At 43.5% G+C, this 14,967-nt stretch carries 11 protein-coding genes; 7 read left to right on the top strand and 4 right to left on the bottom strand.

What is annotated here, in order from left to right:
* Positions 1 to 10 precede the first annotated feature (10 nt).
* Both IGI88_RS04260 and IGI88_RS04255 read left to right on the top strand, forming a co-directional pair.
* Positions 11 to 1,312 (top strand): family 20 glycosylhydrolase, encoded by a 1,302-nt coding sequence (locus tag IGI88_RS04260; protein ID WP_144330325.1) that lies wholly within the window; start codon positions 11 to 13, stop codon positions 1,310 to 1,312.
* Between the two features lie 150 nt (positions 1,313 to 1,462).
* Positions 1,463 to 1,963 carry a GNAT family N-acetyltransferase gene (locus IGI88_RS04255; protein ID WP_144330326.1) on the top strand — a complete coding sequence of 167 codons (501 nt, stop codon included), beginning with the start codon at positions 1,463 to 1,465 and terminating at the stop codon, positions 1,961 to 1,963.
* Positions 1,964 to 2,201: 238 nt separating this feature from the next.
* Here IGI88_RS04255 and IGI88_RS04250 read toward each other — a convergent pair whose 3' ends face one another.
* From IGI88_RS04250 to IGI88_RS04235, 4 genes are read right to left on the bottom strand one after another with little or no spacing between them, the layout of a single operon-like run.
* Complete coding sequence (locus IGI88_RS04250) at positions 2,202 to 3,506, bottom strand: alpha-L-fucosidase (protein WP_016612908.1); 1,305 nt, start codon at positions 3,504 to 3,506, stop codon at positions 2,202 to 2,204.
* Between the two features lie 25 nt (positions 3,507 to 3,531).
* Positions 3,532 to 4,029 carry a hypothetical protein gene (locus IGI88_RS04245; protein WP_016612906.1) on the bottom strand — a complete coding sequence of 166 codons (498 nt, stop codon included), beginning with the start codon at positions 4,027 to 4,029 and terminating at the stop codon, positions 3,532 to 3,534.
* Between the two features lie 18 nt (positions 4,030 to 4,047).
* The gene (locus IGI88_RS04240; RefSeq protein WP_429960245.1) at positions 4,048 to 5,919 is read right to left on the bottom strand and encodes a beta-N-acetylhexosaminidase; all 1,872 of its coding nucleotides are present in this window, start codon (positions 5,917 to 5,919) and stop codon (positions 4,048 to 4,050) included.
* Positions 5,920 to 5,934: 15 nt separating this feature from the next.
* Positions 5,935 to 6,564, bottom strand: coding sequence for a YesL family protein (locus IGI88_RS04235; RefSeq protein ID WP_429960244.1), 630 nt, complete (start codon positions 6,562 to 6,564; stop codon positions 5,935 to 5,937).
* Between the two features lie 296 nt (positions 6,565 to 6,860).
* Between IGI88_RS04235 and IGI88_RS04230 the strand changes: the two genes are divergently transcribed.
* From IGI88_RS04230 to IGI88_RS04210, 5 genes are all read left to right on the top strand, one after another.
* On the top strand, positions 6,861 to 8,219 hold the full coding sequence (locus IGI88_RS04230; protein ID WP_005233770.1) for an alpha-L-fucosidase: 1,359 nt from the start codon (positions 6,861 to 6,863) through the stop codon (positions 8,217 to 8,219).
* Between the two features lie 55 nt (positions 8,220 to 8,274).
* Complete coding sequence (locus IGI88_RS04225; protein WP_008379472.1) at positions 8,275 to 9,228, top strand: ABC transporter permease; 954 nt, start codon at positions 8,275 to 8,277, stop codon at positions 9,226 to 9,228.
* 15 nt (positions 9,229 to 9,243) lie between these two features.
* Positions 9,244 to 10,158 carry a carbohydrate ABC transporter permease gene (locus IGI88_RS04220; RefSeq protein WP_008379474.1) on the top strand — a complete coding sequence of 305 codons (915 nt, stop codon included), beginning with the start codon at positions 9,244 to 9,246 and terminating at the stop codon, positions 10,156 to 10,158.
* A 21-nt stretch (positions 10,159 to 10,179) separates the two neighbouring features.
* Entirely contained in the window at positions 10,180 to 11,832 is a 1,653-nt protein-coding gene (locus tag IGI88_RS04215) for an extracellular solute-binding protein (RefSeq protein WP_061053315.1), read from the top strand.
* Between the two features lie 84 nt (positions 11,833 to 11,916).
* The gene (locus IGI88_RS04210; RefSeq protein ID WP_429960243.1) at positions 11,917 to 14,964 is read left to right on the top strand and encodes an alpha-mannosidase; all 3,048 of its coding nucleotides are present in this window, start codon (positions 11,917 to 11,919) and stop codon (positions 14,962 to 14,964) included.
* The last annotated feature ends 3 nt before the right edge of the window (positions 14,965 to 14,967 follow it).

Below are 14,967 nucleotides of genomic sequence, written 5' to 3'. Positions count from 1 at the left end.
GGAAAATGAGATGAACAAACAAGTTGATTTGACAAAAGTTCAGCAACGAGCAGCCGTCTTTTTTGAGGAAATAGGTTGGCAGTCGGCGAAAGATCCGTTACCGAAAATAGTGATCGATCCGCAGCTGGATGCTGATTTTCGATTTGAAAACCAAACAATCAGTGTGTCCTCGCCAGAACATGCCTTTTACGCGTTAACCAAATATGGCCGAGATCAGGCGACGGGTCAATTAGCACAGAAAAGCTATCTAGCAGCGCTTAAAGAACGCTGTCTGATGATCGATATCGGGCGCAAATTTTATTCACTAGCTGATTTGAAAGCAATCGTCCGCAGCATGGCTTGCTTCCAATTCACGCATCTGCAACTTCATTTTTCGGAAAACGAAGGCTTTCGGATTGAATCCCAGCAATTTCCAGAAATTGTTTCGGAAGAATGTTTGACCAAGCAAGAAATTCGTGAATTGATTGCGTATGCTCAAAACCATGAAATTGCCATTATCCCTGATTTTGATTCTCCTGGTCATTTGCGTCAAGTCCTAGCACAAAAACCTCAATGGCAATTGCCGACAGCAGATGGCACTCGTGATGATCGAGCACTGAACATTTTGGATTCAGAAGCGGTAGCCTTTATTCAGGAAGTTTATCGAGAATATGCGCAACTGTTTGAAGACAGCACCTATTTTCACATCGGGGCCGATGAGTTTATTGATTTTGACCAGTTAGAAAACTTTCCACAAATGATCGAATCTGCCCGCGAGCGCTATGGGGAAAAAGCCAGCGGAATCGAAGTCTTTATTGATTATGTCAATGAGCTGGCGGCCTTTGTTGAAAGTCTCGGCTTTGTTGTGCGGGTCTGGAATGATGGTTTTTACCGCTTGAATCGCCAAGAGCAGACAACGTTGACGGAGAATTGTCAAATCTCCTATTGGACCCGTTGGAACCAGAATATGGCGCCGGCGGATGTCTTTTTTGAAAAGGGCTATACCATGATCAATCACAATGATAATTTTTTCTATTATGTCTTAGGAGAAGCGGCAGGGTATACCTACCCAACTTACGAAAAAATCAGCAATGAATTCCAGTTGACGACGTTTGCCAATGGACAACAAGTTGCACAGGAACAGCTTGCCCAAACACAGGCGATCGCTTTATCCGTCTGGGCGGATGTACCTGAGGCTCAGACTAGTCGTGAAGTGATCCAAGCGATTTTTTGGCTCCAAACGGCCATTAGCCAAAAAGTTTATAATGAGCCAAATCGACCAAAAGAAACATTTCGAAAGCTTTATGATGGGTGGGAAGCGACATTTAGCTGATTGTTAGAGGAATTGGGTGAAAGGGCACATCGCTGACAATCCCTGTTGTTTTCTTTATGATGAATAAGTTTAGCGACAAGTGAAACAAAAGCCAATAGTATTTTGATAAAATGAACGTAACTCCGAGTGAGGGGAGAAATGGAGCAATAAGTGATCATAGACATTCAACCGTTGAAGAAAAAAGATATCCTTGAAATGGATCAAATGTTTTTAAAGCAAGGGTGGCCTTCTCGCCAGCAGCTCTTGATGGAGTATTTAAACGAGCAAGAAGCGGGGGAGAGATACATTTTGATTGCCAAAATAAACAACAAAACTGCCGGGTATTTGACATTGGTCCCTCTAGCAAAGCACGGACCATTTAAAGGCTTGTACCCAGAAATTGTGGATTTTAATGTTTTTGAATCTTATCAAAAACAAGGGGTAGGCAGTCAGCTTTTAAAAGCAGCCGAAGAAAAGGCACGAGAAATAGCTGCCGTGGTGACATTAGGGGTAGGTTTACACAATGGTTATGGATCGGCCCAGAGACTGTATGTAAAACAAGGCTATATTCCAGATGGATCTGGTGTTTGGTTCAATAATCAGAATTGTGCGATGAATGTGCCTTGTTGTAACAATGACGATCTTGTTCTTTATTTGTCTAAGGAACTTTGACCCTCCCGTGGTCAGTACCTTTAAAAAAGGATTAACCCCGCAGCTTGTTTGCATGTTCTCATCACCTGTTCAACAAGCTAGCTCGCTACTTTCGTATAAGCGAATTTGGGGAGTTTTTGAAAAAATAGCCATAAAAAATGACTAGAAACGATCAGTTTCTAGTCATTTTTTTGTAAAGAAAGTAAGGACAATGTTTTTGTATCAATAAAATATTCATTTAGGACAGTGCAATAGGCGCTTATATTTCTTTTAAAGTGATTTCGACCACTGGTACCAACACATCTGGGGGGCAGACGGGTAAGCTGAGAACAAGGTCCTCTTTGTTGATGATGGCTTCCGTTGACGTGAGAACTTCCTCGGGATCAAATCCTCGATAAAACAACTCGGAGCCATCATGTAAGAAACGGATATGCTTCACGCATCCTGCAAGTCCCGGAAGATGCAAGGATTTGTAGGGGTAGGAGAAGAGGTGCAAGTAAAGTTTATTCCCGTTTTGGGTGTAACGACTGTCAATAGGCGGTTGAAAAGTGCTGGCACCACAGCCGATAATCGCTTGCTGATGATAATGCATCCATGAACCGATGGCTTCTAAATGGCCGCGAGTTGGTAAGTTGATTTCTCCACGAGCATTCGGGCCGATATTTAAGAGAAAGTTCCCATCTTTTGCTACTGTGTCAATCAGCATTTTGGTCATCATTTCACTGGATTTCCAGTGCTGAGCATCACGATCATAGCCCCACGTTTCGTACATCGTTTGGCACGCTTCCCATATTAAAGGCAATCCATTCGCTTCTAATGGTTTGTCTGGTTGGAATTGCTCAGGGGTGGTAATCCCTCGGCCCAAATCCAAACGGTCATTCAGTAACATCTCCGGCTGTAGACTTCGGCAAATTTCTTCGATCCGCTTACTATCCCAATCGGCGGCACCCTTGCCTTTTGACCAGCCCCAATCTCGATGGCTATAAGGAAAATCAAACCACATATAATCGATGGTTCCATAATTGGTCAATAGTTCGGTGACTTGACCAGCCAAAAAATCTTGATAACGGCGCATGTCCCGCTGGTCATTGGCTTGACGGGCTTGAATAGTCTCTCGTTGCGGATGCAGGCCGTCGAGCGTGAAATCTGGATGATACCAATCGATCAGCGAATGATACAGTCCGACCTTAATGCCTACCTTGCGAAATGCCGGCAGCAGTTCTGCTAAGAGGTCTCGCTTGAATGGGGTGTTGGTTACTTTGTAGTCGCTGAGCGCGGTGTCCCAAAGGGCAAAGCCTTCATGATGTTTCGTCGTGAAGACCATGTATTGAAAACCGGCCTTCTTTGCGGTTTGAGCCCATTCCTCCGCGTTGAAAAGATCAGGATCAAACTGAGAAAAATAGTTCTCGCGATAGGTGGTGGGTTCAATTTTTTCTGTCGTCATAAACCATTCGTGTCGAGCGCCAATACTGAATAGGCCGAAATGGATGAATAAGCCAAACCGATCATGGAGGAACCAGTTTGGATCAGGGTAGTTGGCAGGCCAATTCTTATACGTTCTCATTAAAAATCACTCCTTTTTCACTCACTTAAAGAAATTCTGTATTCGTCATGACTGTTTCTTGAATTTTCCAGCCATCTGCTTCCTTAACGAAAGTATGGTAAGCCTCTGTGATGTGATCACGGTAGGAAGAATCTTTTGGGCTGATCGTTTTCTGCTGCGCCGCGACCAGCATGGATCCTGTCTCTTGTTTAACGACTTCAAAAGAAAGCAGCGTGTGCTGCAGCTGTTCTTCTGCAAAAAAATCAGCCAATTCTTGGCTCGTCTCTGCTCGCGCCGCTGCCACGAGCGTGGCGGCATAAGCTGTCGCATCTTGGTCAGAGGCTGCTTGTAAATTTTCTTTCAGCACTGCCAAACAAGCCTCCGCCGCTGCTTGATTTGTAATATTACCTGTCATCTCCAGTTTTTCTGAAGGTTGGGCATGAACTGGAGCAGAAGAATCAGTTGTTAGAAAATAGAGAAAGAATAGGCTAACAACAGCCAGCAAACTCACGATGATGGTTCGGCGCAGCAAGGATGTTTTCATAATTTCTCACTCCTTCTTTTAAACATCAGAAATTTTCCCCGCACTATAGATTCCATGAAATAAATTGCGACCCACAGAAGTGTTGCCGCTGAAAGGGGTCACCATTGGTAAGGACGGTTGAGTCAATTCTTCCAAAGTATCGAGCTCCCCGTCCAAGAAGGCAGTAAGCCGCCAGAGTGTCGTGTCGCAGCGCATCAGCAAGGCGCCGTAGCGCAGATCGATACTCTCAAAACCGAAAGGTCGATTCCAGTCAAACCAGACTTTACGATGGGCTTCATAAAGGGATTGCAAGGCGGATTTATAGACACTGAGCTCATCGACTGCTTGGCGCAATTCCGTGAAGTCCTTGCTTTTATAGGCACTGGTGATTTGGTCGGTAATACAAGCTTTTTGTGCCAAAACATCAGCCAGCTGCTGATAAAAGGCAAACATCGTTTGTGTGTCCCGTGTTGATTTCACAGCTGCCAACTCTTGAGCCAATGTTTGATAGTGGGATGCTAAAGAAAGATCGGTTAAGTTTTCCTGATACAAACCATACAGCAAGTCTTGGTAGAGCAGTAGCTTGCTGGGGTTTTCTCCGTGAGGATTGTTTTCTGGTACACCTGCAGTTTGATCAAAACGATCAAGCAGCAAGAAATCGCTACTAACTGACTCGTGAAAGAGCTGGAATTTTTCATTTAATTTCTCTAACGAAAGGTCGTTTCCAAACTGCGCTTCACTGAAATATTGCAAACCTAGTAGCGCAGCAATCAATGGTGTTTCGGCTCCGTCGTCGCCCCAAAGTGTGGCATAAACTTCCTGAACATCGTTTTCTTTGGCGGCTTGCAAGGCATGACGCATGGTGGCAAAACTTTTGCCATAGTTCGGCGCCAAACCGTTCCAAGTCCAGATACCTCCAGCAAAGGCGATCGGCTGTTTTAATTCCCGATGTTTCGCAAACATTCGCTGATAAGAGGCATGATCATGGTGGTAATAATCCCAGTAAACCATTTTGACAGCAGGAAGGTCAGCAAACAATTCTGTGGGAAAACACACGTCTGGATCGTAATAATCACCAGTAGGTGCACCGATCCTAAAAAACATATCGCTCCACATCATCGGCTTAAAACCCACTTTTTGACAAAGCGCAGCTACCCGCTGCAGATGTTCGGCCATAATCGAGAAACGGTCTTTTAAACCGTGCAATACCAAATATCTTCCTTTCCCCAATTGGTGTGCTTCATCCATGCCAATGTGTAGCTGATCCGTCGTAAAACACGAACGGATCGAACAGATCGCTGCTTCCAAAAAGGTATATGTTTCTTCTTCTCCCACCAGTAAAATATCTTCCGTGTCCCGAATATTTTTAGCAAATCCCCATTTTAAGGGATTCGTTAAGTGTGCCAATGTTTGAATCGCCGGAATCAAAGTTACACCTATAGATTGCGCGTAGCTATCAAGCTTCTTTAACTCACCTTGTGTATAACGGCCTCGTAAATGACCAAAATAAGGATACTCTGGAATTTCATAAGTGTCTTCCATATAAAGCGTGAGACGATTAAGCCCCATCTTGCTTGTCAATAGAATAAAGCGTTGCAGTTTTTCAACGGTCATTACTGCATTGCGGGACAGATCGATCATTGGTCCAATTGCTTCAAAATGCGGCTGTTCTTCTAAGACATAGACTGGGCGGTCTTCATGCACCCATAAAGTTAATGCCCGAAATAAATGGGCCTTTTCTTGATAGTAAATGATTGTTGCTAGCGGACCGTGGCAAATTTTCAGAGAACCGGGCCGTTGAATCAGCTGTAATGGATGCCCTTGCGGTGATTCTCGCAACGCTAGTTCCGGTAGTATGTGACTAAAAAAATCATCAAGATTTTCATTACTTTGGATAAAAATGTCTTTCATTACGAACGTCCCTTCTTAAGTTTCTTTTATCAGCAATGATTCTGAACGTTGGATCGCTTGAAAAGAGAACCAACTATTTGGAAAAAGGAAAAAAGGAACAAAGCCGATGACTAATAAAATCGGTAAAAAAGTCAAAATGATTGTAGTTACTAAGATTCCCAAAATCATCGCAATCGTTTGGGGAATACTGATAACCATCAGTATTACTGCTTGCTTAAAATAGTGAAGAAGGGGCAAGTCATAACGCAAATACACTGGCAGCAGATACAAGCTGATCAAAAAGGCACTGATAAACAACAGCAGCAAAAAAAAGTGAATCAAGCTATTTTGGATAAAGGTACTAGAGATGCGCAATTCTAGCCATAAGAAAAGCAGCAAGCCCGCTTGCATGGCTCCTAATTGATTGGCGCGACGGAAATTTTTTTTCACGACAGTTCTGAACCAAGGCTTCAAAGCCGCTGGGCGTTCCTTTTTTTGGAAACTGTTGAAAAAAGCTTGGATAATCGTAGCGGTGGCAGGGAAAATGCCTAAAAATATCCCATATCGAAATACCCAATAAAACCAAAGAAACTGCAATTTTAGGCAATGGAGGAGCCATTCACCGACTTGATAGGAAACATGATAAAGACCATTGGATTGTTTCATAAAATCCTCACTTTCTTACGGATTACCATTTTGTATCCGCTTTAATTGTTGTCCTTATCGTACCATTGATCCATGGATAATGGGCATGGATGAAAAAATCACACATCCCATACAGGAAAAACACAGCAAATATGTTTGACCCGCTTTATTTCTCCTCACGTTTTTATGGAAGGAAGCTTTCTTCATTACAAATTTTGCAAACGCTCTTGCTTGGTTTAACACAGTGAAAAAAGTTACATATTGTTAGATGGACTTTTTTTCGCTTACATTTAGAACAAAGAAAGGAGTGCAAATGCATGACAAAAATTCGCGGCGATATTGAAGAAGCCAAGGAGAGAGAGCAAGCAGCGTGGGTCCCAGAAACAGAAATGCTCAAGCAGCGTCTGGAATGGTTTCAAGACTTGAAATTCGGAGTAATCTTCCATTATGGGCTGTATGCTGAAGCGGGGATCGTTGAATCATGGCAATTATCTGAAAAAGATGAATGGGCTAGAGAAAACCAGCCCTATCGAGAAACTATCGAAGCACTGCGTTTGGATTATTGGCAGTTGATTAATCAATTTGAGCCGAAGAAGCTGGATACCCGTAAATGGGCCAAGATCTGTAAGAAGGCGGGATTTAAGTACTGTTTATTCACAACAAAGCATCATGATGGGTTTTCGATGTTCAACACAATGGAGTCAGAGTTTAAAATCGGCGGGAAATTAAGTCCCTTTAAACGCGACATTTTACAAGAAGTGTTTACGGCGTTTCAAGAAGCAGGGATTGCAACAGGAGCCTACTATTCTAAAGCTGACTGGTATTCTCCTTTTTACTGGTTGGATGATGATACCGTCAAAGGCCGTCATGCCAGCTATGACACCCACCTTCACCCAGAAATCTGGGCGCGCTATGTGTCATTTGTGCATCGTCAGATTGTAGAGATTACTTCCAATTACGGAAAAGTCGATTTTCTTTGGCTAGATGCCGGTTGGTGCGGGCAAGGAAAAGAAGACCTACAAATGGATCGTTTAGCTGAGATTGCACGTGAGAAACAGCCGGAATTGATCATCGTTGATCGAATGATGGGTGGCCGTCATGAAAACTATGTGACACCAGAACGCAAAATTCCTGCATTAGCAGAAATTCCTAAAAAAGTTTGGGAAAGCAATATCCCGATTGGGAATGATTGGGGATATGTGCCAAATGATACCTTCAAGAGCAGCCAAGAACTGCTGGAAACCTTGATTGAGGTAGTCAGCAAAGGGGGAAATTTGATTTTAGGTGTCGGCCCAACACCTGATGGCGAATTTACATTCGAAGAGACCCAACGCTTAGAAGAAATCGGCAATTGGTTGGCGCTATATGGTGAAGGCATCTATGAAACGCGGGCGAACCCAATAGCTTGGCCAAATGAATGGCATTTGACCTATCAAAAAGAGGGCAAGGCTCATTTTGCATTTCGCAGTATCGCTGCAGGCGCTTTCGAACAGATTCCTTTAACAGAGATTGGCGCAACTGAAGAAGACGAGCTAATTGATCTAGCCACTAAAAAAGCGTTACCAGTCTATAAAAACGCTACCGAACCGTACCTCTTATGGTCGGATATCAGTCAGCCGAACGTTGGGGCAGTTGGGATTCGCGTTTCGACACATAGGGAAAAAAATACACATTGATTTGAAAGCGAATACAATTCATGATAAGGCTAACACCAAGCAAGGAGGAGGAAGAATGGAAACAGCGCCAATCAGACAAACCGTTTCAGTACCTAAAACAAAGAAACAAGATATAAAAATGAAGATCAAGAAAAATCGGCAATTGTACTTGTTTGTGTTGCCAGCATTTTTGATTATTTTGATTTTCTCTTATGGACCGATGTATGGAATCATTATTGCATTCAAGGATTATATGCCTTCATTAGGGATTTTGGGCAGTCCTTGGGTTGGATTTAAACATTTTCAACGTTTCTTCGATTCCTATTATTTTTGGGAACTCATCAAAAATACTTTAGGAATCAGTATCTATTCGTTGGTTGTCGGTTTTCCGCTGCCGATCATCCTGGCATTGGCTTTGAATGAGATCAAAGACGGCCCGTTTAAAAAGATTACCCAAACAGTCACTTATGCCCCAAACTTTATTGCTGTGGTGGTCATGGTTGGTATGGTCATTGCTTTCTTATCTCCCTCAACAGGGATCATCAATCACCTATTAGAATTTTTGGGTTTCGAGCGGATCAGCTTTATGACTAATCCCCGTTGGTTTAAAACGATTTATGTCCTGTCCGGAGTTTGGCAAGGAACGGGATGGGGGTCTGTGATTTATCTGGCAGCTCTATCTGGAGTCGATACGCAACTGCACGAAGCGGCAACGATCGATGGCGCTTCTCGTCTGCAACGCGTTTGGTATATCAATATTCCAACGATCATGCCCACGATGGTGATCTTATTGATCATGAGCTTCGGCAGCTTGATGTCAGTTGGGTTTGAAAAAATCATCTTGATGCAGAATCCTTTGAATATGCAATCCTCGAATGTGATTGCGACCTTTGTTTACCAGCAAGGGCTTTTAGATGCGCAGTACAGTTTTGCTGCGGCAGTCGGCCTATTTAACTCATTGATCAATTCCGTATTGTTGATCGTAGTCAATCATATTGCCAAACGTTTAAGCAATTCTAGTCTATTGTAGGAGGGAGGACCAAAAGTGAAAACAACTTCTTTAATAAAAGATACCCGTGCTGATAAAATCTTTTTGATTTTTGTTTATGTGTTTTTAGCAATTTCATTGCTGATCGTTTTATATCCGCTGATCTATATCGTCAGCGCTTCGATCTCAAATCCGCATCTGGTAAACTCAGGTGAAATGTGGCTTTTACCAAAAGGAATCACCTTCGAAGGCTATCGAACATTATTGGGCAACAGCAGTATCTGGCGTGGCTATTTGAACACGATCTACTATACAGTGTTAGGAACATCGATCAATCTCTTGGTAACCTTGCCTTGTGCCTATGCGTTATCGCGAGAAGATTTTTATGGGCGACGGGCCTTCACCAATTTTATGCTGGTTACCATGTTCCTGTCTGGTGGCTTGATTCCCAGCTATTTGCTGATTCGCAGCTTAGGTATGCTGAATACCGTTTGGGCACTGGTGATTCCAGGGGCCGTCTCGGTTTACAATGTGGTTGTCACACGAACGTTTTTTCAATCCACAATTCCGCGAGAGATGGAAGAAGCAGCGATTGTGGATGGTTGTTCCGATTTTCGTCTATTCATGCAGATCGTTTTACCATTATCAACGCCGATCATTGCGGTAATGGCTTTGTTCTATGGCGTCGGACATTGGAACAGCTTCTTTAACGCATTGATCTATCTTTCTGATCGATCGATGTACCCGCTGCAGATGATTTTAAGAGAAATTTTGATTCTTCAAGATATGTCTTCAAATACCGTCAGCAATGTGACTTCAGAAATGGCGAATATGCTATACAGCAAACAGCAACTCGCTCAAGTCATCAAGTACGGTGTCATGATCGTTTCTTCGTTACCGGTAATCATCGTCTATCCGTTCTTACAAAAGTATTTTGTCAAGGGCATGATGGTCGGTTCAATTAAAGGATAAAAAAATCAAAGGAGGAAGAAAATGGGATTAAAAAAGAAACTTTTAGGAATGGCGGGTGTCGCTTTATGCAGTACCCTCGTCTTGGGTGCCTGCGGCAATTCTTCAGATGAGGGAACTGGAGAAAAAAAAGAGGTTGCTATCAATCATGACAGCCAATTTCCAATCATCAAAGAAGGCGAAGAGCTGACCTTGAATATCATGGCACCAGGTGTGGGAATGGCCGAGTGGGAAGACATGCCGACGCTACAGGATTACCAAGAAAAAACCGGTATCAAACTGACTTATACGACACCGCCATCGGCTGACTTTAGTACGAAACTGAACTTAGCCTTTGCTTCCGGCGACTTGCCGGATATCGTTTACGGTGCTGGTTCGCAAGCACTGACGGCTTCGATGGAGATCGATTACGGTTCACAAGGGATTTTACTTCCCTTAGAGGAGTATATCACGCCAGAAATCATGCCAAATCTTTATGCACTGACGCAAGAAGATCCCTCAATCTTGAAATCGATCACCACGCCAGATGGGCACATTTATTCCTTACCAATGATCTCTCGGAATGCGACTTCAATCTGGTGGCAAGGCCCGATGTGGTACAACGGCACGTGGCTAGATAATTTAGGCGTATCAGAACTGCCGAAAACCACAGAGGAACTGCAAGAATTGTTGACGCGTTTCAAAGACGAAGATCCTAACGGAAATGGTCAAGCAGACGAGATTCCATTGACGGATGTCGATATGAACTCGACACGTGTTTGGTTGATGGCCGCCTTTGGCTTACGGACTCGCGGGATTCAAGTGGACGATGATGTGGTCTCCTACACACCGACATCAGAAAACTACAAAGCATTCTTGGAATACATGAATACACTTTACGATGAAGGCTTGCTGGATAAAGAAGTTTATGGACAGTCAGATGAGCAGAAAAAAGCGAAGGGTGAAAACAATCAACTAGGGCTTTTTGCCGACTATTTCAGCTTCTTTACTACTGGTCGCAGTGAGGCAGAGGCGATGAACGATCCGATGTTCCAACCGTTGACCTCTGAATGGGCACCAGAAGCCAAGATTCCTGGCAGTCCACGAATCTCTCGGGGAACTTTTGCATTGACCAATGTCAATCCTTCCCCAGAAGCTTCCATGCGTTGGGTGGATTACTTCTATTCGGAAGAAGGCACAAAATATATTGAACAAGGGCCAGAAGGTGTTCTTTGGGAGTACCAAGAAAATGCGGATGGCGAAAAAGTCCGGGTTTATGTGGATGGCATTGATACAGACAACACGGAAGACGAACGCGGCAAAATCACGCCGGCATATGGATTGACTACACCAAACATTGTCATTGATACAACAGGTGAATACCATATTCGCAAAACGGCTGATGAAGAACCAGATACTCGTTTTAGTGATTGGGTTGCACAAGAAACGGCAGAAAAGATGGAAGACATCGCTGAAGTACCATTCCCGCTACTGTATTTAACGATTGAAGAAAATGACAAAGTAGCAGCCACTGCCACTGATTTGACAACTTATGTAGAACAAATGGAAGCGAAGTTTATCACAGGTGTCGAGCCATTAGACAATTGGGACGATTATGTGAAAACGATCGAAGCAATGGGCATTGACGAATATGTCGAAGTCTATCAAACGGCCTATGACCGCTGGAAAGCAAACTAATATCATACGATAAGGGAAACGGGTCGAGACAATCAATCTCCACCCGTTTTTTTTCAAAAAATAGATAGAGGAGTCAAATGAAAAATGAGAGTTATGCAGCCTTACGAGTTTGAACGCATCCGAAAAATTTTCTACAAATTAAAACAGTACCGTGTACGCTATCAACAGCCAATAGACCCGCTTTTTTTAAAACAAGAGGATTGGGTACCGTATGAGCAAGGGAGTTATTTCGGAGAAAAAAACACCTATTATCAGCTGAAAGGCAGCTTTCAAGTTCCCGCTGACTGGGTAGGGAATCCTTGTGTCTTACAAGTCTATTCAAGTCTCTCAGAGTGGGACAACACCACCAATCCCCAAATCAAAATTTATTTGGACGATACCTATGTCCAAGCTATCGATGTCAACCATCGAGAGGTCACTTTGGCTGAAGGATATCAACAAAAAGCAGTCAAACTGAAGATTGATCTGTTCTCGGGCCGTTCCGATAAACCATTCCCACTGCATATCAACTTATTGGCATTGGATCCTGTCGTCAATGAACTCTGGTTTGATTGTTATGCCCTGTTTGATAGTTGGCGTGCCATTCGTGCGTTTGGCGGTGACGAAGCATTTTATCAACAAGTCCTTGGTCAAGTCGCCAATGTCTTGGATTTTCGTACGCCCTACTCAGCGGCATTCTATGAAAGTCTCGCAAAAGCAAAGCAGCTGCTTGCGTCATGTTACTTACCAGCGCATACACCAAAACAAAAAGTGACAGCTGTCGGTCATACCCATATCGACCTGGCGTGGCTTTGGACGGCACAGCAAGCTATTGAAAAAGGCGAGCGCAGTTTCCAAACGGTCCTGAAATTGATGGAGGAGTATCCAGATTATACGTTTTTTCAAAGCCAACCACAACTATACTATTCCATGAAAACCCACTATCCTGAACTGTACGCAGCAATGAAAGCAAAAATTCGAGAAGGGAGATGGGAAGTTGACGGGGCGATGTGGGTAGAAGCCGATTGCAATTTGACTTCAGGGGAATCACTGGTTCGTCATATCCTTTATGGCAAACGGTTTATGAAAGAGGAATTTCAAGTCGATAGCCGCATCTTATGGCTACCGGATGTCTTTGGTTATTCAGCCGCCTTGCCGCAAATTTTATGCAAAACAAATACGCCCTACTTTATGACGACGAAGCTGTCATGGAACCAGTTCAATCAAATTCCTTTTGATTCTTTCTACTGGCAAGGAATTGATGGAAGCCGAGTTTTGACGCATTTTATTACCACCATCAGTGAAGGGTACAGTCCCAGAGATTATTACACGACGTATAATGGATTGCTAGATCCTTACACGATCAAAGGCAGTTTTGAACGTTATCAGCAAAAAGATCAGCACGACGAAATTTTGATTGCTTATGGGTATGGTGACGGTGGCGGAGGCCCGACGAAAGAGATGCTAGAAGTCCAGAAACGGCTGCAAAAAACATTGCCGGATATGCCGACGATTACTGGCAATCATGTGGGGGGCTTTTTTGATCGACTGGCAGATTCTTTTAAGGAAAAATCTGGCCCAGTCTGGTACGGCGAATTGTACTTTGAATACCATCGTGGAACACTGACTTCGATTGGCAAAAACAAGAAGGCCAATCGCCAAGGAGAATTTTTCTTACAGACGATTGAAAAACTTTATAGTATTTGTGCAATCAATCGTTATCCGCAAGCTGAATTAGAACAACTTTGGAAACAGCTGCTATTTAATCAATTCCACGATATTCTGCCGGGAAGCTCGATCAAAGAAGTTTATGATCAGACGGATCAAGAGTATCAACAGCTCTTTGATAAAGGCTGCAAGCTGATCGAAGCTTTGATTCCAGCAATGCAAGCAGCCGAAGCTACGTCATGGCATGTCTTTAATCCGCTGGGACAAGAGCGGACGGGTCTGGTCTATTTAGACGATCAGACAGGGATCAAAGAAGCTTACCTGACTCAGCGGACCTATGATGACCGGCTCTTAGTCAAAATTCCCGCCATGGCTGGATTGAGTAGCAAAAAATTGACCCCTGTCTCAGCTGTGCCTCAATCAAAGCAAGTGGCAATGCGGCTGGAGGAATCGTTTGAAACGGTTGATTTTAAAGTGATTTTTGACGAACACTTTGACATCATCTCTTTATTTGACAAACGGCAGCAGCGAGAGATCGTGCCAAAAGGAGAGCGGTTGAATCAGTTAGTGGCTTACGAAGATCTGCCAATGGATTATGATGCGTGGGACATTGATATTTATTACCAGAAGAAGCCTTATCCTGTGAAGCAAGTTCTCTCAGCTGAAGTTGTTGAGCAAGGGGAGATTCGCGATACCTTGAAGATCAAACGTCAGTTTGAAGATTCTTTTATTACGCAATGGCTGCATTTTTACCATGGCACGGGAAGAATCGATTTTGAAACAGCGGTTGATTGGCACCAGCATCAACTGCTGTTAAAGGCATTGATGCCGATTGATGTTAACACATTGGAAGCAACGTTTGATATTCAATTCGGGCAGGTAAAACGGCCTGTGCATCAAAACACGACATGGGACCAAGCGCGTTTTGAGAGCTGTGGACAAAAATGGGTAGATCTCTCAGAAGGGAATTATGGGGTTAGTATTTTGACGGATTCGAAATATGGGTTCAATACGGATTATCAAAAAATCGGGCTTTCTTTGATTAAATCGCCGATTGATCCGTATCCTGAAGCGGATCAAGGCCTTCATGAGTTTACCTATTCCTTGTACGCCCACGAAGGAACTTGGCAAGACGCGCAAACGATGGAAGAAGCTTTGGCATTGAATGTTCCCGTTCTAACCGTTCCAAGTGTGCCACAACTATCAGCAGAAGCTTTTCTAGCAGTCGATCAAAAGAATGTCTTGCTGGATACGGTGAAAAAAGCCGAAGATGAAGAGGCACTGATCGTGCGGTTGTATGAATATCACAATCAAACCACCGCCTGTCAATTGCGTTGCCAAAAAAGAATCAAAAAAGCATTTTTAACGAATCTTTTGGAAGACAGCGTCGCTGAACTGCCGGTCGAGCCGCTGGATGCCCAAAGCATCACAATCCATTTCCAGCCTTTTGAGATCCAGACCATCATGCTTTATTTAGAAGACTAAATA

Origin of the sequence: Enterococcus sp. AZ179 (assembly GCF_050498885.1) — a bacterium.
In the GTDB taxonomy this organism is placed as follows: domain Bacteria; phylum Bacillota; class Bacilli; order Lactobacillales; family Enterococcaceae; genus Enterococcus_D; species Enterococcus_D entomosocium.
Note: the sequence above shows the minus strand (reverse complement) of the source record. Positions and strands in the feature narration are given on the sequence as shown.

Bases quoted from the DNA above. Each gene is read 5' to 3' on its own strand.
- IGI88_RS04210 (WP_429960243.1), top strand. From the start codon at position 11,917: ATGAGAGTTATGCAGCCTTACGAGTTTGAACGCATCCGAAAAATTTTC.
- IGI88_RS04260 (WP_144330325.1), top strand. From the start codon at position 11: ATGAACAAACAAGTTGATTTGACAAAAGTTCAGCAACGAGCAGCCGTC.
- IGI88_RS04215 (WP_061053315.1), top strand. From the start codon at position 10,180: ATGGGATTAAAAAAGAAACTTTTAGGAATGGCGGGTGTCGCTTTATGC.
- IGI88_RS04250 (WP_016612908.1), bottom strand. From the start codon at position 3,506: ATGAGAACGTATAAGAATTGGCCTGCCAACTACCCTGATCCAAACTGG.
- IGI88_RS04225 (WP_008379472.1), top strand. From the start codon at position 8,275: ATGGAAACAGCGCCAATCAGACAAACCGTTTCAGTACCTAAAACAAAG.
- IGI88_RS04245 (WP_016612906.1), bottom strand. From the start codon at position 4,029: ATGAAAACATCCTTGCTGCGCCGAACCATCATCGTGAGTTTGCTGGCT.
- IGI88_RS04235 (WP_429960244.1), bottom strand. From the start codon at position 6,564: ATGAAACAATCCAATGGTCTTTATCATGTTTCCTATCAAGTCGGTGAA.
- IGI88_RS04230 (WP_005233770.1), top strand. From the start codon at position 6,861: ATGACAAAAATTCGCGGCGATATTGAAGAAGCCAAGGAGAGAGAGCAA.
- IGI88_RS04240 (WP_429960245.1), bottom strand. From the start codon at position 5,919: ATGAAAGACATTTTTATCCAAAGTAATGAAAATCTTGATGATTTTTTT.